Source organism: Kaistia geumhonensis (assembly GCF_030815145.1).
Lineage (GTDB): Bacteria > Pseudomonadota > Alphaproteobacteria > Rhizobiales > Kaistiaceae > Kaistia > Kaistia geumhonensis.
On record NZ_JAUSWJ010000001.1, the window covers coordinates 2,325,878 to 2,346,957 of the forward strand.

A 21,080-nucleotide genomic window follows, 5' to 3' on the forward strand; every position below is an offset into this window, starting at 1 on the left:
CGGGAGCGGTCCGGCCCACCGGTCCGCTCCCCTCGAGACCGCCGCTCATCGGGACGTCCCCCTCGCCCATGACCTATGTTCTCAACCGCCTGCTCTCCATCGTCCTGACGCTCTGGCTGATCTCCGTCATCACCTTCGCCGTCACGTCGATCCTGCCCGGCGACGTCGCGATGATGATCCTCGGCACGCAGAGCAACCCCACGGCCCTCGCGGGGCTGCGCGAGCAGCTCGGCCTCAACGATCCCCTTGTCGTCCAGTACGGCCGCTGGATCGGCGGCATGCTGACCGGGGACTTCGGCCATTCGCTCGTCTTCAAGGAGCCGATCTCGGAATTGATGGCGCAGAAGATGAAGGCGAGCGCGCTGATCGTCGTCATGTCGATGGCCATCGCGCTCGTCTGCGCCGTCCCGCTCGGCGTCTGGGCGGCTGTCCATCGGCGTCGCTGGCAGGACAGCGTGGCATCCAGCACGGCGCTGCTCGGCATCTCGCTGCCCGATTTCTTCTGGGGGATCATGATGATCCTGCTCTTCGCGCGGACGCTCGGCTGGTTCCCCTCCTCCGGCTTCACGGATCCGTCCGTCGATTTCGTGGGCGCGCTGCGCCACGCCTTCCTGCCCTCGCTGGCGCTCGGCCTTGGACTGATGGCGCATCTGACCCGCGTCACCCGCTCGACGATGACCGGCATCCTCAACCAGGAATTCATCCGCGTCGCGCGCGCCAAGGGCCTTGCCGAGCGCACCGTCGTGTGGAGCTACGGTCTCAGGAATGCCGTCGGCCCCATCATGACGGTGGCCGGTCTGCAGGTCGGCTACCTGTTCGGCTCGATCATCGTCGTCGAGACGCTGTTCAACTATACGGGCATGGGCTGGATCACCTATCAGGCGCTGCTCAACCGTGACGTGCCGCTGATCCAGACCTCGGTGTTCTTCATCGCCGCGGTCGTCATGCTGGCGAACTTCGTCGTCGACCTGCTCTACCTGCTGGTCGATCCGCGCATCAGGACCGAGTGACCGTGAAGCGATTCCTCACCCCCCAGGGCGTGGTCGGCTTCTCGCTGATCCTCGCCATCGCCGCCACCGGCATCCTGGCGCCGCTCTTCATCCCGCGCGATTACGCGACGCGCATGAAGATGGCGGCGCGGCTGAAGCCGCCGAGCCTCGAATTCTGGTTCGGTACCGATCAGCTCGGCCGCGACCTCTTCTTCCGCGTGCTGCTCGGCGCCCATACCTCGCTCGGCATCGCCGCCGCGGCCGTCGCCATCAGCATCGTCATCGGCCTGCCGCTCGGCATCATCTCCGGCTATGTGCGCGGGCGGACGGACAATATCCTGATGCGCCTGGTCGATACGCTGCTGAGCTTTCCAGCGCTGCTGCTCGCGCTCACCATCTCGGCGATGCTGGGGCCGAGCATCCCCAACACGATCATCGCCATCGGCATCGCGTTCACGCCCTTCCTGGCCCGCATCATCCGCGGCGAGGCGCTCCGTGTCTCGGCCATGCCCTATGTCGAGGCGGCGCGGGCGGCCGGAACCGGCGATGTCGCCATGATCATCCGCCACATCCTGCCGAACGTGATCCCGCTCGTGATCGTGCAGGGGACCATCAGCCTCGCCTTCGCGATCCTGGCGGAAGCCGGTCTCTCCTTCCTCGGGCTCGGCACGCAGCCGCCGAACTCCTCCTGGGGGCTGATGATCCAGGCCTCGCGCGACTATCTCGACGTCGCGCCCTGGACGGCACTGGCGCCGGGCGCCGCCGTCGCGCTGACGGTGCTCGCGCTCAACATGTCCGGCGACGTCCTGCGCGACGTGCTCGATCCGAGGGTTCGTTCATGAGCGACATCGACGCTGTCCATCCGTCGCCGCAGCAGCCGATCATTCGCGTCTCGGGACTGAGAGTGGAGTTCGAGACCGACGACGGTGTCGTCGCCGGCGTCAAGGATGTCAGTTTCGAGATCGCACCCGGCGAGACGCTCTGCGTCGTCGGCGAGAGCGGCTCGGGCAAGTCGGTGACCTCGCTTTCCATCCTGCGGCTGATCGAGTTCGGTGGCGGGCGCATCGCCGGCGGCTTGCTCGAATTCGCCCGCGAGAGCGGAGAGATCATCGACCTCGCCTCGGCCAGCCCGGATGTGATGCAGTCGATCCGCGGCAACGAGATCGGCATGATCTTCCAGGAGCCGATGACCTCGCTGAACCCCGTGTTCACGATCGAGCGCCAGCTCACGGACGGGCTGCGCCGCCATCGCGGCCTCGCCGGCGAGGATGTGCGCAGGCGGGCGCTCGAACTCCTGCGCGAGGTGCGCATACCCGAGCCGGAACGACGGCTCTCGCAATATCCGCACGAACTCTCCGGCGGCATGCGCCAGCGCATCGTCATCGCAATGGCGATGGCCTGCCGGCCGCGCCTGCTCATCGCCGACGAACCGACCACGGCCCTCGACGTCACCATCCAGGCCGAGATCCTCGGGCTCATCGACCGGCTGAAGCGCGAGAACGGCATGGCGGTGCTGTTCATCACCCATGACATGGCGGTGGTGGCGCAGATGGCCGACCGCGTCGTGGTGATGTATCGCGGCGACGTCGTCGAGGAGGGGCCGGTCACGCGCATCTTCGCAGCGCCGCGCGAGCCCTATACCAGGGCTCTGCTCGCCGCCGTGCCGCGACTTGGCGAGATGCACGGCACGGACGGGCCGGAGCCGATGCGCATTCTGGGCGATGCCCCGCCGGCGCCGGCCCCGCCACGGTCCGAACCCTCGACGAAAGGCGGACCGCTGCTCGATGTCCGCCATCTGACGACGCGCTTTCCTGTCAAGGGCGGATTGCTGCGGCGGACGATCGCCGAGGTGCATGCGGTCGAGGATGTGAGCTTCTCGCTCGCCCGCGGCGAGACCCTGTCGCTGGTCGGCGAATCGGGTTGCGGCAAGTCGACCTGCGGGCGAACGATCCTCCGCCTCATTGAGGCCAATTCCGGCGATATCCAGCTCGACGGATGGAATGTGCGCGGGCTCGGGAGGCTCGACCTGCAACGCGCACGGCGCGACATGCAGATGGTGTTCCAGGACCCGTTCGCCTCGCTCAATCCCTATCGGCGGCTCATCGACCAGGTGGCCGAGCCGCTGGTCAATTTCGGTCTTGCCTCCGGCAGCGAGATCACCGACTGCGTCGCGCATCTCTTCGACCGGGTCGAGCTGCCGAGAAGCTTCCTGCGCCGCTTCCCGCACGAGCTTTCCGGTGGCCAGCGCCAGCGCGTCGCCATCGCCCGCGCGCTCGCGCCGAGCCCGAAGCTGATCGTGGCCGACGAGAGCGTCTCGGCGCTCGACGTCTCCGTTCAGGCGCAGGTCCTCAACCTCCTGATGGAACTGCAGGCCGATCTCGGCCTCTCCTTCCTCTTCATCAGTCACGACATGGCCGTGGTCGAACGCGTCTCGCACAATGTGGCGGTGATGTATCTCGGCCGAATAGTCGAGATCGGCCCGCGCGCCGCCGTCTTCGGCAATCCGCGCCATGCCTATACGCGATCGCTGCTCGATGCGGTGCCGATCGCCGACCCCGCCCGCCGGCGGACGCATGACGACCGCAGCTTCCGCCCACTGTCATCGCCGATCTTCCCGCTCGGCGCCGACATCCAGCCTTCCATCTATGACGAGGTCGCCCCCGGCCATCTCGTCCTCAAGTCGGCGGCCTGACCGCCGGGAGACATGTGACATGCCGATCTTCAACCGCATCGCCGACTTCCACGCCGACATGACCGAGTGGCGTCGTGACCTGCACAGCCATCCCGAGCTCGCGCTGGAGGAATTCCGCACCAGCGGCGTCATCCAGGAGAAGCTCAGGGAATTCGGCGTCGACGAGGTCGTCACCGGTATCGCGCAGACCGGCGTCGTCGGCGTCATCCGCGGGCGCGGCGCCGGCGGCGCCATCGGCCTGCGCGCCGACATCGACGCGCTGCCGATCCACGAGGAGACGGGCCTTCCCTATGCCTCGACCGAGCGCGGCAAGATGCATGCCTGCGGCCATGACGGCCACACGGCGATGCTGCTCGGCGCGGCGCGCTATCTCGCCGAGACGCGCAATTTCGACGGTACGGTCTATGTCATCTTCCAGCCGGCCGAGGAGCTTCATGGCGGCGGCGGCATGATGGTGCGCGAGGGCCTCTTCGAGCGCTTCCCGATGGATTACGTCTTCGGCATGCACAACTGGCCGAAGGCACCGGCCGGCACCTTCCTGTGGCGCGTCGGACCGACCATGGCGGCGGTCGCCCAGTTCGTGATCACAATTCGCGGTCGCGGCGCGCACGGAGCGCAGCCGCATGACGGCACCGATCCCGTCGTCGTCGCCGGTGCGCTCATCCAGGCCTTGCAGAGCGTCGTCGCCCGCAATGTCGGTCCGCTCGAAAGCGCCGTCGTGACGATCGGCGAGATCCATGGCGGCGGCGCGTTCAACGTCATTCCTGAGACGGTCATGCTGCGCGGGACCACGCGCTGGTTCGATCCGGCCATCGGCGACACCGTTGAGCAGGCGATGCGCCGCATCGTCCACGCCACGGCCGAAGCCTATGGCGCGAGCGGCGAACTCGTCTATGACCGCATGTATCCTGCAACGATCAACGACGAGGCGGCGACGGGCCTCGCCCGCCGCGCGGCCGAGGCGGTCGCGGGTTCGCGCGCTGTCGCCGAGCTGGCGCAGCCCACGATGGGCGGAGAAGACTTTTCCTTCATGCTGAACGCCAAGCAGGGCAGCTACATCATGCTCGGCAGCGCTCGGCGCGAGGACGAGCCACAGCTCCACCATCCGCTCTATGATTTCAACGACGAGGTTCTGCCGGTCGGAGCGAGCTACTGGGCAACGCTCGCAGAGCAGCTGCTCCCGCGCAAAGCGACTTGAGGCGCCGCCCGCCGGGCGTCAGCGCCGCCAGGAGCCCGGCGCCGCGTCGAGGCCGCCCCTGACGTCGATGGCGGAGACGGCGTCGTTCTGCGCCGCGCCGCCGGGGAAACCGAGATCGAGCACGCGGCCGTCGTCGGTGAAGAGCTGGACGCCCTTGCGGCCGGTCAGGCGCTGCGATCCGGCGGGAACCCGCACCTCGCCTGTCCCGACGACGCTCGTCGGGCTGCGGACGAAGCCGTCGATGTCATAGGTCGCGCGGACGATCTTCTCGCCGTTGCATCTGAGCTCGCCGCTGCCGGACATCCGGCCGAGATAGCGCATGGTTGGACTCCTGAATGGGTGCCGGGTGGCGCCGGGTCCGCACGATCCCTTGCACATGCACGCCCTGGCCGCCCTCTCGCACGAGGCGCGACGCCGAAGCTCCGGCGTCAGGCGCTGCGGTCGGCCGAGATGGCAGCGTCGAGTTCGGCCGGATCGACCTCGATCACTTCCCGGCTGTGGCCGGAGGCCGCGATCGCCGGCAGATGCAGCAGCGTGGCCTTCCTCTGGAAAGCGAGGAAGGAGAGGCCGTGAATCTCTTCCTCGTCGATGACGAGGCGGTAGGTCCCGGCCGGCATGACGCCCTCGATCGCCGACAGGCGGAACGGATGCGCGAAGGCGACCGTCGTTTCCGTGGTGCGGGCGGTCATCGGCGTCTCAATGCCTCTTCTTCGGCATGCCGACGGGGGTCAGCATCCCCTTTGTGAGCAGGCTCGGCGTCGTCGCCCCTGCTGCCGCGGCGGCAGGCTTGGCAGCCTTCGGCTTGCGGACTTCGCGATTGCTGGTCTTCTGGCCCTTGGCGATCACGGCCTCCTGATGTTCGATTTGCACTCGGCAATAATAATCGACCGCAAAACTGACGGCCGCGACAATTCTCTCCATCATCTTCAAGAGATAATTCTTTTCCGAGATCTACAAATGCTCTCTCGACACACTCTTTACAACGAAATTCGACACGCCCGATAAATTACTTGCAATCGGGATCTGGTCGCCGCCGAAGCCGGCATGGCCGACTCCGTTGTCAGGGTTCGCGGATGGCGCTGTCGAGACCTCGCAGGATCGGGTAGAGGAAATAGGACATCACGGTCCGCTGGCCGACCTTGATCTCGGACGAGACCGACATGCCCGGCAGCAGCGAAACCGGCGCTCCGTCGACCCTAAGCTGGTTTTCCGACAGCGCGATGCGCGCACGAAAATAGGGCAATGACGACTGGCCGGCCGCCGCTTCCTGCTGGCTCGGGGCAAATGCGTCGCGGCTGATGGTGCGCACCGATCCGGTCGCCGTCCCGTATTTCTGGAATGGATAGGCGTCGAACTTGACCCTCACGGCATCGCCCGCCTTGATGCGGCCGATGTCGCGCGCGTCGATGGACACCTCGGCCTCGAGCGGCACGTTGAGCGGCACGAGCGTGACGATCGGCTCGGCCTCGCGGACCACCGAGCCGATCGAGCGCTGGGCAAGATCCAGCACGACCGCATCGGCCGGCGCCGTCAGGGCGATGAGATTGCGGCGGAGCGTCATCTTCTTGAGCTCCTCGTCGACCGTGTCGCGCTGGTTGCGGACCTCGACCAGGCTTTCCATGGTCGTGCGGCGAAGATCGTCGATGAAGGCCTGCCGGTCCGCCTTGAGCTTGGCGAGGAGATGCGTTTCCTGCGCGCGCTTGCCATGCAGGGCCACGATGGTCGCATCGACGTCGAGACGCGAATCGCGAGAGCTGAGGAGGTTGAGCAGCGAGCCGAACTCCTTCTTGTAGAGGGTATCGCGCGCCGCCTCGATGAGCTTCAGGTTCTCCCGCCGCTCCAGGAGGATCGCCTCCTGCTCGGTGCCCGACTGGAGGGCGGCCTCCTGGCCCGCGATCTGCTGATCGAAGTTCTGCAGCTGGGAGAGCCGGAAGGCGCGTCGCTGTCCGAAGAGTTCCACCTGCAGCAATTCGTCAGGCGTGCCCCCGGCCGAAAGACCATAATCGTCGCCGCGGATCTCAGCTTCCATCCGCTTCACCTGCGCATCGAAGGCGCGGAACTTCGCTGCGAGCTGATCGACGTCGGACTGGCTGAAGGTCGCGTCGAGCCGCGCCAGGGTCTGCCCCGCGCGAACGGTCTCGCCGATGGCGACGTCGATCGAGCGGATGATCGAGGTCTCGAGCGGCTGGACGACGATGGTCGGCTTGGTGGTGACGAGCTTGCCCTGGGCGACCACGACTTCGTCGACCGAGGCGAACGACGCCCAGAGCACCGCCGAGCCGAGCAGCGCCAGGATGCCGAAAAGCGTGATGCGTGCGATGCGCGGCGGGTCGCGTGCCTCGAGTTCCAGCGCCTCGGACTGAAACTCGGCGATGACGGCGCGATGCCGCTGCAACGGCACGACGGCCGGGCGGCGCTCGGGCGGGACCGGCTCGCTGTCTTCCGTCGATCGCACATTGGCGTTCATGCGACCTGCCTCGTCTGCTGGGACCAGAGATGGCGATAGGTCGGGCAGCGCGCGACAAGGGTGTCGTGGCGGCCGAGATCGGCGACACGGCCACGTTCGATCACGAGAATGGCGTCGGCATCGGTCAGGGTCGAAAGCCGGTGCGAGACGATGATCACCGTTCGTCCCTCGGCGATGCGCCGGAGGTTCTGGCGAATGATCGCTTCGCTGTCGGGGTCGAGCGCACTCGTCGCCTCGTCGAGGATGAGCAGGCGCGGATTGGTGATCAACGCGCGGGCGATCGCGAGCCGCTGCTTCTGGCCGCCGGACAGGTTCGAGGCATTCTCCTCGAGCATGGTCTCGAGGCCGCGCGGCAGTCGCTCGATGAACTCGTCGGCCCCGGCGATGCGGGCCGCCTCGGCGATGTCCTCGATGCTCGCATCGGGCTTTGCCGCCGCGATGTTGTCGCGCACCGAGCCGCGAAACAGGAAGCTGTCCTGGAGGACGACGCCGATGCTCTTGCGCAGGTGAACGAGGTCGAGCTCGCGGCTGTCATAGCCGTCGATGCGGACGAGCCCCTGCTGGAGCGTGTAGAGGCCCTGGATGAGCCGCGTGACGGTGGTCTTGCCCGAGCCGCTCTTGCCGACGATGCCGAAGACCGATCCGGCCGGAACGGTGAACGAGACGTCGTCGAGCGCCGGTGCCCCATCCGGCCCATAGCGGAACGACACATTGGAGAACTCGACGCGACCCGCCAGACGCGGCTGCAGCCCCCGCCCCCGGCCGAAATGCTCGCGGCGCTGGTTCATGATCTCGCCCAGCATGCGGACGGACAGCGCCACGTCCTGGTATTCGTGCACCATGGTGACGATCTGGACCAGCGGCCCGGATACGCGCCCCGCCAGCATGTTGAAGGCCACCAGGGCGCCGATCGTCATGCTGCCGTCGAAGACATCGAGGGCGCCGAGGCCGATGATCGCGACGCTCATCAGCTTCTCGAGGAGCCCGGTGACCGCCTGCGCGATCGTCGAGATCGTCTCGACCCTAAAGCGCACCGAAACCGACTGCGCCGAACCGTCGCCCCAGACACGGCGCTGGCGTGGCTCGAGCGCGAGCGACTTGACCGTACGCATGCCATGCACGGTCTCGACGAGTTGGGCCTGGCGCTCGCCCTCCGCCTCGTAGAGGGCCTTCAGTCGCCGGCGGAAGGGACCGACCAGCGTGAGCACGACGAGTCCGACCAGAGCCGTGAAGCCGAGGACGACGAGGGTCAGCTTGACGCTGTAGAGCATGAGGATCGGCAGGAAGACGAACAGCGACAGCCCATCCAGGAACGTCAGGAACAAGCGACCCGTGAGGAACTCGCGGATGCGCCCGACCTGCTGCATGTGCTTGACGAGAACGCCGGCCGATGTCTGCTCGAACAGCGCGATCGGCAGGTCGAGCAGGTGGCCGAAGGTCCGCGTCGCGACACGGATGTCGATCTTGTTGGTGGCGTAGAGCAGCAGATAGCGGCGCAGGAACGTGAACGCAGCGTCGAAGACCAGCGCCGCTCCGACGCCGATCGTGAGCACCGTCAGCGTGGCATAGCTCTGATGCACCAGCACCTTGTCGATGACGATCTGGAAGAAGATCGGCGTCGCCAGTCCGAGGGCGTAAAGCACGATCGCGGCGAGCGCCACGTCGCGAAACAGCCTGCGCTGCAGGACGATCTCGGGTATGAACCAGCGAAGCCCGAAGGGCTGGTTCTCATCGAGAAGCCCGTGCGATCGCTTGACGAGGATGGCGGTGCCGTCCCAGACCCGGGCGAGCCGCGCCTGATCGAGCAGCAGCATCTCCGGCCGGACCGCGAGTGGATCAAGGACGCGGACGAGCGTCTCGTCCTTTCCCTCCACGATCCCCGCAATGACCACCCAGTTGCCGTTCTCCAGCCGGGCCAGGACCGGATAGGCCGCGCCGAGCTTCGTCAGGGCGCCCCAGTTCAGCGGCGTATGCTTCGCGCGGAGGCCAGCATCCTTCGCCATGCGGAGCAACTGCCGCGCCGCGACCGGCGACCCGTCAAGGGCGTGATCGTGCATCAACCTCTCGGGCGAGAGGTCGACACCGTGATGACGGGCGACGAGCGCCAGGCATTGAAGCCCGGTATGAGGGGTGCCGGCCATGATCTGCCCTCAACAGGGTGGCCGCGCGTCAGTTGAAGTTGGGCGAGACATTGGCGGCTGCGGCCGCATCCCGGCGGTTCTCGGCCACCGGCGGTTTCGGCAGATCCGCGATCCGGCGGATGGCACCAGCCTCGACCAGGCCGTTCAGCGCCTTCTGCATCAGATCCATCGAATTGGCGAAGGCGTCGACCGGCATGATCACGCGCTGGCGAAAGACCGCCTTCGGATTGTTGTTTCCGTCGCGCTCGGCAGGAGAAAGGCTCACGAAGTCGATGCGCACGATCGAGCCGGTGATGGTGATCTCGCCGACACCGTCGGCATAGAGTTCGTCAGACATGGCACTCTCCTCGGATGAAACTCGGAAACGGGAACGGGCGGCAGCCGCTCGATCAGGCATGCGCCGTCGCCTGCCAGGGCGGGAACGGGTCGACGAGATGGGAAGCGGACGCCGGATCGAAGCCGGTCTCGGGGCCGACGAGGGCGGCGTCGAGCTCAGCGCGCAGCGCCGCCTCGTCGAGGCCCGCGCCGATGAACACCAGCTCCTGACGGCGGTCGCCCCACTCCGCGCTCCAATGGCGGTCGATCAAGGCGCGGAATGCCGGGCTCGCGGGCCAGAGGGCGCGCGGCACGGCCGCCCACCAGAAGCCCTTCGGATCGACGCGGCGCTGCGCGCCGGCAATCGAGAGAAGACCGATCTCGTTCGGGCGCGTCGCCAGCCAGAAATGGCCCTTGGCGCGCAGAAGGCCGGGCCAGTTCCTGTCGAGCGCGGCGTTGAGGCGGGCCGGATCGAAGGGACGTCGCGCCCGATAGACGAAGCTGCGGATGCCATATTCCTCCGTCTCGGGCACATGAGCGTCGGCGCCGAAGAGTTCCTTGTGCCAGCGGGGATGGCGCGCCGCCCTGACGTCATCGAAAAGGCCCGTATCGAGCACGGCGCCCGCCGACAGACGGCCGAAATCCGTTTCGATGACGCGCGCATCGGCATTGAGCGCGGCAATGATGCGGCGGATGGCGGCGCGGTCCGCCGCGCTCGCCGAGGAAACCTTGTTCACGACCACGATGTCGGCGAACTCGACCTGTTCGACGAGGAGATCGGTGAGGCTACGGGCATCGTCGGCGTCGCGGCGTTCTCCCCGGTCGGCGAGCCGGTCGCCGCTGCCATAGAGGGCGAGGAAATTCGCGGCATCCACCACCGTGACCATGGTATCGAGCCGCGCGATGTCCGCGAGTGCCGCGCCGGCCTGGTCGCGAAACGAGAACGTCGCCGCGATCGGCAGCGGCTCGGCAATTCCCGTTCCCTCGATCAGCAGATAGTCGAAACGGCCCTCGTCCGCGAGGCGGCGAACCTCGCCGAGCAGATCGTCGCGCAAAGTGCAGCAGATGCAGCCATTCGACAGCTCGACCAGCGTCTCCTCCGTGCGCGACAGGTTACCGCCGTCGCGGACGAGGTCCGCATCGATGTTGACCTCGCTCATGTCGTTGACGATGACCGCGACGCGCAGCCCGTCGCGGTTGCCGAGCACATGATTGAGGAGCGTGGTCTTGCCCGACCCGAGAAATCCGGTGAGGACCGTGACGGGCAGCCGATCGTCCTGAGCGAGGAGGCGCGCCATGCCCTTGCCTATGCCGCGAGCTGTGGCCGGAACACGACATCCACGTGATAGTTCGTGTTGTTGAAACTGCTGCTCGGGAAGGCGCCGGCCGCGCCATAGGCATAGACGCCGTTGCCGCCGCTGAGCGCCGACGAGAGCGCATGCAGATTGCCGCTCGAAACCTCCGAGCCGAGGCCCTGAGGTGTCGCCGAGTAATGACCGTTGGTGCTGTAGGACACGACATAGGTCGTGTCGGCATCGATCGCGACCGGCGTATCGAGCGTTGCCTGCTGCCAGCCGCTCGCGGTCTCGTTCGAGAAGCTTACCGATGCGATCAGCGTGCCGGTCGAGGTCCAGAGATAGCCGGTATGGGCGCCCGTGTTCTCGGCGGCCTTGTAGAAGCGGATATCCGTGACCCAGCCCGAGACGTCGGCCTGGAACTTCATGCCGAGATTGACCGGATTGGTGTCGTTGACCGACACGATCGTCGGCGTGCTGCTGGCGGAGAAGACGCTTTGCGCCGGGGCCTGCCCCTGCGGCAGGATGGACAGCGATACCTGCGCGGACGCGGTACCGCTGTGGCCGTCGGAGATCGCATAGGAGAACGCGGCCGCGCCGGTATAGCCGGCCGTCGGCGTGAAGGTGATCGTATTCGACTGCGCGTCGAAGACGGCAGTGCCGTTGCTGGCGTTGCTGACGCCCGTAACGGCGAGCGCGTCACCGTTCGGATCGCTGTCGTTGGCAAGCAGAGTCGATGCCTGGATGACCAGCGGGGTATCGCTCTGCGTCGAGAGGCCGCCGTCATTGACGGCGACCGGAGCCAGATTGCCGGCCGGCTGGTAGACGACGTCGACCCAGTAGTTGGTCGCGTTGTAGCTCTGGTTCGGGAACTGGTTGCCCGAGCCATAGGCATAGAGGCCGTTACCCCCGCTGGTGCCACTGGAAGGGGCGGTCAAAGGCCCGTTGCTGTGGCTGGTGGAGAAATAGTTCGGCGTGGCCGCATAGCTGCCGTTCGACTGGTAGCTTGCGACATAGGTCGTCCCCGCCGCGATCGTGACGGGCTGCGAGAAGGTTGCCGTCTGCCAGCCGCTTGCGCTTTCATTGACGAAGGTGACGCTGGCGAGCAGCGTTCCGTTGCTGGACCAGAGCGAACCGGTATGCGTGCCGCTGTCCTGCGCGCTCTTGTAGTAGCGCAGCCCCGTGATCGTGCCGGCCGCCGAGGCCACGAACTTGACGCCGAGCTCGACCGGGTTGCCGTCGTTGACTGCCGTAACGGCCGGGGTGTCATTTGCGCCGTAAAGGCTCACCGCCGTGCTCGGTGGTGAGACCGAGATCGACGCGCTGGCTGACGCGCTGCCGCCATGGCCGTCCGAGACCGTATAGGTGAAGCCAGCCGGCCCGAGATGGTCCGCGGTCGGGGTGAAGGTGATCGTCGCCGCCTGCAGATCGATCGAGACCGTCCCGTTGCTCGCATTGCTCACGCCCGTGATCGTCAGAATGTCTCCATTCGCGTCGGTGTCGTTGGCGAGGAGTTCGGAGAAGGTAAAGACGCGCGGCGTGTTCTGGACGGCGCCGAGCCCGTTGTCGTTGACGGCAACGGGGGCGACATTCGCCATCGAATTGTTGAACACGACGTCGACCCAGTAGTTGGTCGCGTTGTAGCTGTTGGTCGGAAAGACGCTGGACGAGGAATAGGCATAAAGCCCGTTTCCACCGCTCGACGCGGAGGACGGCGCCGTCAGCGTTCCGTTGCCGTGGCTGGTGGCGAAGTAGTTGCCGGTCGCCACATAGGTGCCGGTGGTGTGGTAGGAGGCGACATAGGTCGTTCCTGCCGTGACCGACACCGGATTCGAGAGCACGGCGGTCTGCCAGCCGCTGGCCGTCTCGTTGACGAAGGTCACGGTGGCGAGGGCTGTTCCAGTCGCGCTCCACAGCGTGCCGGTATGACTGCCGGTATCCGCCGCCGCCTTGTAGAACTTCAGGCCGGTGATGGTGCCGTTCGTCGAAGCGACGAACTTCATGCCGAGTTCGACCGGGCCGCCCGAGTTGGCCGGCCCGCTCGGACCGTCGCCTGGCTGAAACACCGAGACGCCGGCGGGCGCATCCTCGATCGAGAGGCTGACCTCGGCCTGGCTGGTGCCGCCGCGCCCGTCGGAGATCGTGTAGCTGAAGCCCGCGGCGCCCGTATAGCCGGCCGTCGGCGAGAAGGTGATCGTACCGACGGCCTGGTTGAAACTGACGGTCCCGTTCAGCGCCTGGCCGACACCGACGATCTTCAGGGCGTCATTGTCGGAGTCGTTGTCGTTGGCGAGCAGCGACGCGACGGCGAACGTCCGCGCGGTGTCCATTGCGACGAGCAGCCCGCTGTCATCGACGGCAACCGGGGCCGTGTTCGGTCCGGCATCGAGAATCACGTCGACCCAGTAATTGGAGCCGCTCGAATTGCCGGTCGGGACGCTGGTCGGGAAAGTGCCTGCGGCGCCATAGGCGAAGACGCTGCCGCCCGGCTGCACCGTGATCTGGCCATTGGAATAGCCCGCGTTGAAATAGCCGTCGTCGACCGAATAGAAGCCGTCGCTGTGATAGGACGCGACATAGGTGGTTCCGGCTGCGATCGCGACAGGACTGGAGAAGGTGACGGTCTGCCAGCCGGACAGCGATTCACCGGTGGCGACGGCCGTCGCCAGCAGCGTTCCGTCCGCCGTCCAGAGGCTCACCGGATGCGAGCCGACATTGTAGAACCCCTTGTAGAAGCGGATGCCCTGGACCAGCCCGCCATTGGTCGCCTGGAAGCGAACGCCGAGCTCCACGCCGTCGCGATCACGCGCGGTTTCGACCGCCGGCGTCGATGCCATCGTCCAGAGGCCGGTGGTGGCGGGAAGAGTGACCGAGACCTGCTTTCCGGCCGATGGCGTCTCGAGGTTGAGGCTGTCGTCGACCGCGCGCGACATGATCGTGTAGCTGCCGCTCGCCTGGACGACCCAGTCGAAACTCCAGCTCTCGCGCCCCGTGGCCTTGAACCAGTGCGCGCCGCCATCGGTCGATACTTCGACGCCCGCGATCACGCCGCCGCCATTGTCCTGCGCGGTGCCGGTGATGGTGACGCGCTGGCCTTCGAGGAAGGTACTGCCGATATTGGGCGAGGTGATGCTGGAGGTCGGCTTGATGTGGTCGGTCGACTGCGTGGCGAGGATCAGGCTGGCATCCAGCGTCGAGGGCTGAATGCCCATGTCGGCGAACATGTTGACCATCGCCTGCTGGACATTGGGATCCGTCTCGGTCGCTGGGCCTTCGTGATCGGCGTTGAGGCCCCATGACCAGAACACGGTGCCGGCGCTGAACACCAGCGCGCCGCTTTCTGCATCGCGATACATCGTCAGGCTGTGGGTCGCGCTGGCGGGGCCGACAGATGTTCCATAGTCGCGCAGATAGGTATCGACAGAGACCGTGGTCAGCGACATGTTGATGAGGCCGGCCGGCCGGTAGCCGTTCTCGACGTCCGAGTTCCACTCATAGCCGAGGATGTTCTTCGACAGTTCGAGCGACTGGCCCGTCTGGAGGTCGGCAACATCGGTGTCCCGCCAGAAACGCAGCTTCGAATAGTCCGAGCTGACCGTGATGGCGTCCTGGCGGTAGGCGTCGACCTGGAACATCGTTCCGATCAGCGCATTCTCCGGCTCCTGTCCCGGCGCCGCGTTGTTGGGGTCGCGCCAGGTGCCCGTCGCCGTTCCGGTCGGGTCGCTGCTCGTGCCCCATGTGTCCTTGTAGGACACCATGGTGCGGTAGGCGGTCCCGTTGCCGTCGATGCTGGTCTCCCAGCGGACCTTCCAGTACATGTCGTTGCCGCCCCAGAAGGCGAGATTGACGCCGGCATCGCGCGCAGCTTCGACATTGTCTCTCTGTTCGGCGGACCAGTATTCGTCATGGCCGACCGAAAGGAAGGCGTCGTGATTCATCAGGGACGCGCCGGATCTGGCCGTATCGACCCCTGAAATGTATGAAACGTCGTAGCCGTTCTGCTCGAGCCACTGGATCGCCGAGGCTTCCACGCCGAAGATGTAGTCGTGCGTTCCGCCGATAGGACTGGTGTTGGTGACGATCGGCCTGTTGTAGCTGACCGCCGTCGCCCGCCCGATGGCCGTGACGCCGCAGCTGCAGTTCGGCGGCATGTATCCGATCAGGTTCGCCGGATCGACCGGCACTTCGCCGAAGTAGAGGCTCGCGCCACCCCAGGCATTGTAAGCCTGCCAGGTGGTGTCGGAGGTCTGGAAGACGATGTCGCTGGTCGAGGCGTCATCGCGCACGATGAACGGAACGATGCTGGATCCCTCGGTGCCGTCCTCGCGGACGAGCTTGGCGAAATAGACACCGGAGACCGCATCGCTCGGAATCTCCCAACTCGCCGAGACCGACCAGTTGCCGGCATCGATGAGCCCCCGGCTCATGTCGACGATGGGATGCGGCTGAATCTGGGCGCTCGTCAGCGACTTGTCGATCGTCGCAACCTTGCGGGCGCCATCGCCGGCATAATAGCCCATGCGATAGATATCGAGACGGTAATGCGTCGAGTCCGTCGCGATCTTGAAGTCGACGGTGCCGCCGATATTGGTGCTGATCTGCGTTGCGAAGCCCTGGATATTGCCGTCGCCATCGCCGTCGACGGCCCATTCGCTGCGCGGATTGCCCTGCTTCGCGTTCTCGATGGTGATCTTGTTGGGCGCGCCGGTCTGGACCGTCACGACCGGATCGGACTGGATGACCTCGGTGTCGACGCCGGGTGGCATCGGCACCACGGGCCCCGACGGGATCTCGCTCGACACCGAATCGACATGCACCACGGGCGGCGGTCCGTCTGGCGTCGTGTCGGCGGCCAGCGTCGTCACGGAAGCATCCGCCGCCGACAGGAGGGCGGCGGCCGGCTCGGCGGCGAGGGTGGCGGCTGCCATCGGCGTGACGGTCGCCGCGGCGCGCGAGGCCGGTGAAGCCGCAGCAGCCGCGATCACCGGCAATGCACCGGCTGGGACCATGGATTGCGACGATGCGTCCACCGTCATCGCCGGCGCGGCGACTGGCGACGTGGACTCAGCCTGCGCATCGTACGCGAAGGCGGCCGCCGCAGGCGCCGCGGAGACGGCCGGGATCGCCGTGTCGACCGAACCTGACGGGGTTGACTGGCCCGCTCGAGGCGGGGCGGCGGCGCCCGCCGATGATGCCTCCGGAAAGAGGCCCCTCGGCGAAGCCGTCATCTCGGACAGCCACGCCGGAGTCGACGGCGTGCCGCCGCCGGCAGACGGATCCCGCGCGATGAATCCTAGCCCATCGGGAGAGAGGAGCCGCCGCCAGGATCGGAGCGCATGCCCGGCATCGTCGCGAGCCGGACCGGGACCGATGGCCGCTCTCCGAGCCTCGGACAACCCGCTCATCGGCTCGAAGAATGCGATCGAACGATCCGCTGCGGGAGCCAGCTGCGCCGGGCTGCCGTCAGCATTGACCGCCGCCTGCTCGAATACGCCCTCCCGGGCCGCCGGCGCTCCGGCCGGCGCCGCAAGGGAGCCGGGTTCGAACAACGGCGCGTCCGGGCGGTATGTCGCGACGAGGTCGCCACGTTCATCGATCGAAGCCGCATCGACCGGGACCCCATCGACCGCGGCATCCACGAAGCTGTTCTCGGGCCGGAGGCTGATCACGGGAGCCGACGAGATGAAGCCGCGGTGGCGGGAGGTGAACGTCAAGGACGCATGCGACACGCTCGAATAGTCATGGCTCGCAGGGCTGAAGCGGATCATGGGGTGCGTTCCGAAATCGGCCGATCCGTGGTTGGAACGGGCCTCGCTCACCACAGACTTTGCCAGCCTTCTCGGTTGGTTGAACGCTGGCATACCGGATGCGCGCATCCCCTAAACGGGCGAGGCGATCGTCGTGAGGATCCTCCATTCGGACAAGGCCGCACCACGGCCGCATGAGCCCCCGCCGGCCGCCCCCTTCAACCAGTCGCCCTCAGGAGAGGCGCGAGCCCGACCGATACGCATCAGGGTCCGGAGGCGGCGCGGCAAGACGGGCCAGAGACCCCGTTCCGATCGAGCGAGGCGGTGCTGACCGAAGGAGGTCCTCGATCGCCGTCCGGGCGATGCGAGGGCCACCATGACCGAGGTCAATGCGGTGAGCAGGTATCTGCGTTCATGTGAAGGTGCTAGCGTTGCTGACGCTTGATCGTGCAACCGCGGAGTTTCCCCTTGCGATCCATCAGGCACCTTCTCATCGCGACGATGCTCTGCATGGCCGGCGTCCCGCTGGCAGGGCCGGCATTCGCGGCCGATTCGTCCTCTTTCGCCTCCATGATGCAGGGCCTCTGGCAGAAGCTCGGCGGCAAGCGTCTGCCGGACGGCATCGCGGCCGCCAATGGCCGCATCGAGGCCGATCAGGTTCTGGTCTCCGCGAAGTTCGCCGGCCGGGTCGCCGAGGTGCTCGTGCAGGAAGGCGAGACCGTCGATGCCGGCCAGGTGATCGCGCGGCTGGACGTCACCGAGCTCGAAGCGCAGCTTGCGGGCGGCAACGCCCAGGTCCGGCGCGCCGAGACGGCGATCGCCTCGGCCGAGGCGGCCATCCAGCAGCGCGAGAGCGAACTCGCGCTCGCGAAGCAGGAACTCGACCGCGCCGCGCAATTGAAGGACAAGGGCTTCGGCACGCAGCAGACGCTCGATCTCAAGCAATCGACGCTGAACGTCGCCACCGCGGCGCTCAACGCGGCCAATGCGAGCCTCGACGACGCCAAGGCGGCGGCGGATGTGGCGCGCGCCGAGGTCGCCCGCATCTCGTCGCAGATCGACGATTCCGTCCTCAAGGCGCCGCGGCGCGGGCGGGTCGAATACAAGCTCGTGCAATCCGGCGAGGTCGTCGCCGCGGGCGCGCCGATCGTGACGCTGCTCGATCTCGGCAGCGTCTACATGACGGTCTTCGTGCCGGCCAAGGTCGCCGGGGTGTTGAAGCTCGGCGGCCCGGCGCGGATCGTGCTCGATCCGGCGCCCGACTATGTCGTCCCCGCGACCGTGTCCTTCGTCGCCGGCAGCGCCCAGTTCACGCCCAAGACGGTCGAGACCAGCGACGAACGCGAGAAGCTCATGTTTCGCGTCAAGCTCTCCATCGCGCCGGACCTTCTCCGGCATTACGAGGACTATGTGAAGACCGGCGTGCGCGGTGTCGCCTATCTGGCAGTCGATCCCGCGCTGAGCTGGCCGCCGGAGCTTGCGGTCAAGCTGCCGCAATGAGCGGTCAGGTTCCAGAGCCGAGCGGTCCTGCGATCCGCTTCGCCGGCGTCGCCCATCGCTACGGCAAGACGGTCGCCCTCGCCGACATCGATCTCGTCGTGCCGGCCGGCATCATGGCCGGGCTGATCGGACCGGACGGCGTCGGCAAGTCAACGCTGCTCGGCATCGTCGCCGGCGCGACGCGCATCCAGACCGGCAGCGTCGAGGTGCTCGGCGTCGACATGCGGCGGTCCTCCGAACGGCGGCGGGCGGGCGCGCGCATCGCCTATATGCCGCAAGGTCTCGGCCGCAATCTCTATCCGACGCTGTCGATCGCCGAGAATCTCGATTTCTTCGCCCGCCTGTTCGGCCAGGGGCCGGCGGAGCGCGCCGCGCGCATCGACGAATTGCTGGCCGCGACGGGGCTCGCGCCGTTCCGCGACCGGCCGGCCGGCAAGCTCTCGGGCGGCATGAAGCAGAAGCTCGGCATCTGCGCGGCACTGATCCACGATCCCGACCTTCTCATCCTCGACGAGCCGACCACCGGCATCGACCCGCTCTCGCGCCGCCAGTTCTGGGAACTGATCGCGCGAATGCGGGCGCGCCGGCCGGGCATGAGCGTGATCGTCGCCACCGCCTATATGGACGAGGCCGAGCGATTCGACTGGCTGGCCGCCATGCATGACGGCCGCATCATTGCCAGCGGTGCCCCGGCCGAACTCAGGCAGCGGACGGGCGAGGCGACGCTGGAGCGCGCCTTCGTCGCCCTGCTTCCGGAGGATATCCGCGCGGAGGACCAGCCGCTGCCGACCCTGCCGCGCACGCTCGTGGACGGTCCGCCCGCGATCGAGGCCGAGGGCCTCACCTGCCGCTTCGGCACCTTTACGGCCGTCGATCATGTCAGCTTCCGCATCGGCAAGGGCGAGATCTTCGGCTTTCTCGGCTCCAACGGCTCCGGCAAGAGCACGACCATGCGCATGCTCACCGGCCTGCTGCCGGCGAGCGAGGGCGAGGCGAAGCTGTTCGGCCAGAAGCTCGACGCGAACGACATGGAGACGCGCCGCCGCGTCGGCTTCATGTCGCAGGCCTTCTCGCTCTATGGCGAACTGACGGTCCGCCAGAACCTGACGCTGCATGCCGAGCTGTTCCAGCTTCCCATGGCCGAGATCGGCAACCGCGTCGGCGAGATGCTCGATCGCTTCGACCTTGGCGGCGTCGCCGACCAGCGGCCGGACAGCTTGCCGCTCGGCATGCGCCAGCGCCTGCAGCTCGCGGTCGCGCTCGTGCATCGGCCGGAGGTGCTCATCCTCGACGAGCCGACATCGGGCGTCGACCCGGTGGCGCGCGACGGCTTCTGGCGCATCCTGCTCGAGCTCTCGCGCAAGGACGGCGTGACGATCTTCCTCTCCACCCATTTCATGAACGAGGCGGAGCGCTGCGACCGCATCTCGCTGATGCATGCCGGCAAGGTGCTCGCCGTGGGAACGCCGGCCGAGCTCAAGGCCGAACGGGACATGGACAAGCTCGAGGACGTGTTCATCGACGTGCTCGAACAGGCAGGGATGGGCAGCGAACAGGCGGACGAGGACGCTGCCGTCGCGCCGGTCTTCGCGGCGCGGCCGACGCGCCGTTTCGATGCCCGCCGCCTCTTCGCCTATGCCTGGCGGGAATCGCTCGAGATCGCGCGCGATCCGGCGCGGCTCGTCTTCGCCTTTCTCGGGCCGCTGCTCCTCCTTCTCACCTTCGGCTTCGGCATCTCCTTCGATGTCGAGCATCTGCGCTTCGCCGCCTTCGACCAGGATCAGAGCACCGAGAGCCGGCAACTGCTCGAGAGCTTCCAGGGCTCGCGCTATTTCGACGAGCAGCCGCCGATCACCGCGCCGGACGAGATCGACCAGCGGCTGAAGAGCGGCGACATCGCGCTCGCCATCGAGATCCCGCCCGATTTCGGCCGCGAACTGCAGCGGCAGCTGACCCCGGAGGTCGGCGTCTTCGTCGACGGGGCGATGCCGTTCCGGGCCGAGACGATGCGCGGCTATGTTAGCGGCCTCGCCCAGTCCTACCTCTCCGACGCGATCGCACGGCGCACCGGCAGCGAGACCTCGCCGTATCCGATCGGGATCGAGTCGCGCTTTCGCTACAACCAGGCCTTCAAGAGCACGAATGCGATCGTGCCGAGCGTGATCGTGCTCGTCCTCGTGCTGATCCCGGCGATCATGACGGCGCTCGGCATCGTGAAGGAGAAGGAGACCGGCTCGATCACCAATTTCCAGGCGACGCCGGTATCGAAGATCGAGTTCCTGATCGGCAAGCAGCTGCCCTATGTGGTCATCGCCTTCCTGAACTTCCTGATGATGGTGCTGCTGGCGCGCTTCGTCTTCGACGTCGCGGTCAAGGGCTCCTTCGCGACTCTCGCGGCGGCGACGCTCGCCTATGTGCTGGCGACCACCGGTTTCGGCCTGTTCGTCTCGTCCTTCGTGAAGAGCCAGGTCGCGGCGATCTTCGCGACCGCGATCATCGCCATCATTCCGGCGGTGAATTTCTCCGGCCTCCTGGTGCCCGTCTCGTCGCTCTCAGGCAGCGGCCGGCTGATCGGCCTCGCCTTCCCGGCCGCCTGGTACCAGCCCGTCAGCGTCGGCGTCTTCGCCAAGGGGCTCGGCCTCGCCGAGCTCTGGCCGAACATCCTCATCCTCATCGCCTTCGGCCTCGTCTTCATCGGCGCGTCGGTCGTGGCGCTGCGCAAGCAGGGGGCCTGAG

The 21,080-nt window shown here is 66.9% G+C and carries 15 protein-coding genes; 7 read left to right on the top strand and 8 right to left on the bottom strand.

Annotated elements, in window-relative coordinates:
* Nucleotides 1-68 precede the first annotated feature (68 nt).
* The 4 genes from QO015_RS11060 to QO015_RS11075 are packed head-to-tail and all read left to right on the top strand — an operon-like array spanning nucleotide 69 to nucleotide 4,879.
* Nucleotides 69-1,010 carry an ABC transporter permease gene (locus QO015_RS11060; RefSeq protein WP_266279426.1) on the top strand — a complete coding sequence of 314 codons (942 nt, stop codon included), beginning with the start codon at nucleotides 69-71 and terminating at the stop codon, nucleotides 1,008-1,010.
* A 2-nt stretch (nucleotides 1,011-1,012) separates the two neighbouring features.
* Nucleotides 1,013-1,831 carry an ABC transporter permease gene (locus tag QO015_RS11065; RefSeq protein ID WP_266279425.1) on the top strand — a complete coding sequence of 273 codons (819 nt, stop codon included), beginning with the start codon at nucleotides 1,013-1,015 and terminating at the stop codon, nucleotides 1,829-1,831.
* A complete protein-coding gene (locus QO015_RS11070; protein WP_266279423.1) occupies nucleotides 1,828-3,681 on the top strand; it encodes an ABC transporter ATP-binding protein in 1,854 nt (617 codons plus the stop codon). The genes QO015_RS11065 and QO015_RS11070 overlap by 4 nt, the downstream gene beginning before the upstream one ends.
* 19 nt (nucleotides 3,682-3,700) lie before the next feature.
* Complete coding sequence (locus QO015_RS11075; RefSeq protein WP_266279422.1) at nucleotides 3,701-4,879, top strand: M20 aminoacylase family protein; 1,179 nt, start codon at nucleotides 3,701-3,703, stop codon at nucleotides 4,877-4,879.
* A gap of 18 nt (nucleotides 4,880-4,897) precedes the next feature.
* Here the strand turns inward: QO015_RS11075 and QO015_RS11080 are convergent, their stop codons facing one another.
* The 8 genes from QO015_RS11080 to QO015_RS11115 all read right to left on the bottom strand — a co-directional run bounded on the left by QO015_RS11080 (nucleotide 4,898) and on the right by QO015_RS11115 (nucleotide 16,025).
* A complete protein-coding gene (locus QO015_RS11080; RefSeq protein ID WP_266279420.1) occupies nucleotides 4,898-5,200 on the bottom strand; it encodes a hypothetical protein in 303 nt (100 codons plus the stop codon).
* Nucleotides 5,201-5,307: 107 nt separating this feature from the next.
* Nucleotides 5,308-5,568: a hypothetical protein gene (locus QO015_RS11085; RefSeq protein WP_266279418.1), complete on the bottom strand. Its 261-nt coding sequence runs from the start codon at nucleotides 5,566-5,568 to the stop codon at nucleotides 5,308-5,310.
* Nucleotides 5,569-5,575: 7 nt separating this feature from the next.
* Complete coding sequence (locus tag QO015_RS11090; RefSeq protein WP_266279417.1) at nucleotides 5,576-5,809, bottom strand: hypothetical protein; 234 nt, start codon at nucleotides 5,807-5,809, stop codon at nucleotides 5,576-5,578.
* 130 nt (nucleotides 5,810-5,939) lie between these two features.
* Nucleotides 5,940-7,346, bottom strand: a complete 1,407-nt coding sequence (locus QO015_RS11095) for an HlyD family type I secretion periplasmic adaptor subunit (RefSeq protein WP_266279416.1) — start codon at nucleotides 7,344-7,346, stop codon at nucleotides 5,940-5,942.
* Complete coding sequence (locus QO015_RS11100; RefSeq protein ID WP_266279415.1) at nucleotides 7,343-9,487, bottom strand: peptidase domain-containing ABC transporter; 2,145 nt, start codon at nucleotides 9,485-9,487, stop codon at nucleotides 7,343-7,345. Before QO015_RS11100 ends, QO015_RS11095 begins: the two co-directional genes overlap by 4 nt.
* 28 nt (nucleotides 9,488-9,515) lie before the next feature.
* A complete protein-coding gene (locus QO015_RS11105; protein ID WP_266279414.1) occupies nucleotides 9,516-9,824 on the bottom strand; it encodes a hypothetical protein in 309 nt (102 codons plus the stop codon).
* A 52-nt stretch (nucleotides 9,825-9,876) separates the two neighbouring features.
* Entirely contained in the window at nucleotides 9,877-11,100 is a 1,224-nt protein-coding gene (locus QO015_RS11110) for a GTP-binding protein (RefSeq protein ID WP_266279413.1), read from the bottom strand.
* Between the two features lie 8 nt (nucleotides 11,101-11,108).
* A complete protein-coding gene (locus QO015_RS11115) occupies nucleotides 11,109-16,025 on the bottom strand; it encodes a DUF4082 domain-containing protein (RefSeq protein ID WP_266279412.1) in 4,917 nt (1,638 codons plus the stop codon).
* Here QO015_RS11115 and QO015_RS11120 point away from each other — a divergent pair.
* The 3 genes from QO015_RS11120 to rbbA all read left to right on the top strand — a co-directional run bounded on the left by QO015_RS11120 (nucleotide 16,012) and on the right by rbbA (nucleotide 21,079).
* Nucleotides 16,012-16,836: a hypothetical protein gene (locus QO015_RS11120; protein ID WP_266279410.1), complete on the top strand. Its 825-nt coding sequence runs from the start codon at nucleotides 16,012-16,014 to the stop codon at nucleotides 16,834-16,836. The genes QO015_RS11115 and QO015_RS11120 overlap by 14 nt on opposite strands.
* Nucleotides 16,837-17,345: 509 nt before the next feature.
* On the top strand, nucleotides 17,346-18,344 hold the full coding sequence (locus QO015_RS11125; RefSeq protein ID WP_370877459.1) for an HlyD family secretion protein: 999 nt from the start codon (nucleotides 17,346-17,348) through the stop codon (nucleotides 18,342-18,344).
* Nucleotides 18,341-21,079, top strand: a complete 2,739-nt coding sequence (gene rbbA / locus QO015_RS11130) for a ribosome-associated ATPase/putative transporter RbbA (protein ID WP_266279409.1) — start codon at nucleotides 18,341-18,343, stop codon at nucleotides 21,077-21,079. Before QO015_RS11125 ends, rbbA begins: the two co-directional genes overlap by 4 nt.
* Nucleotide 21,080 lies beyond the last annotated feature (1 nt).

What these genes read in the sequence shown, in the direction of transcription:
- QO015_RS11110 (WP_266279413.1), bottom strand. Translation starts at nt 11,100, where the DNA reads ATGGCGCGCCTCCTCGCTCAGGACGATCGGCTGCCCGTCACGGTCCTC.
- QO015_RS11105 (WP_266279414.1), bottom strand. Translation starts at nt 9,824, where the DNA reads ATGTCTGACGAACTCTATGCCGACGGTGTCGGCGAGATCACCATCACC.
- QO015_RS11080 (WP_266279420.1), bottom strand. Translation starts at nt 5,200, where the DNA reads ATGCGCTATCTCGGCCGGATGTCCGGCAGCGGCGAGCTCAGATGCAAC.
- QO015_RS11070 (WP_266279423.1), top strand. Translation starts at nt 1,828, where the DNA reads ATGAGCGACATCGACGCTGTCCATCCGTCGCCGCAGCAGCCGATCATT.
- QO015_RS11100 (WP_266279415.1), bottom strand. Translation starts at nt 9,487, where the DNA reads ATGGCCGGCACCCCTCATACCGGGCTTCAATGCCTGGCGCTCGTCGCC.
- QO015_RS11125 (WP_370877459.1), top strand. Translation starts at nt 17,346, where the DNA reads ATGCTCTGCATGGCCGGCGTCCCGCTGGCAGGGCCGGCATTCGCGGCC.
- QO015_RS11095 (WP_266279416.1), bottom strand. Translation starts at nt 7,346, where the DNA reads ATGAACGCCAATGTGCGATCGACGGAAGACAGCGAGCCGGTCCCGCCC.
- QO015_RS11075 (WP_266279422.1), top strand. Translation starts at nt 3,701, where the DNA reads ATGCCGATCTTCAACCGCATCGCCGACTTCCACGCCGACATGACCGAG.
- QO015_RS11115 (WP_266279412.1), bottom strand. Translation starts at nt 16,025, where the DNA reads ATGGCAGCCGCCACCCTCGCCGCCGAGCCGGCCGCCGCCCTCCTGTCG.
- QO015_RS11060 (WP_266279426.1), top strand. Translation starts at nt 69, where the DNA reads ATGACCTATGTTCTCAACCGCCTGCTCTCCATCGTCCTGACGCTCTGG.
- QO015_RS11085 (WP_266279418.1), bottom strand. Translation starts at nt 5,568, where the DNA reads ATGACCGCCCGCACCACGGAAACGACGGTCGCCTTCGCGCATCCGTTC.
- rbbA (WP_266279409.1), top strand. Translation starts at nt 18,341, where the DNA reads ATGAGCGGTCAGGTTCCAGAGCCGAGCGGTCCTGCGATCCGCTTCGCC.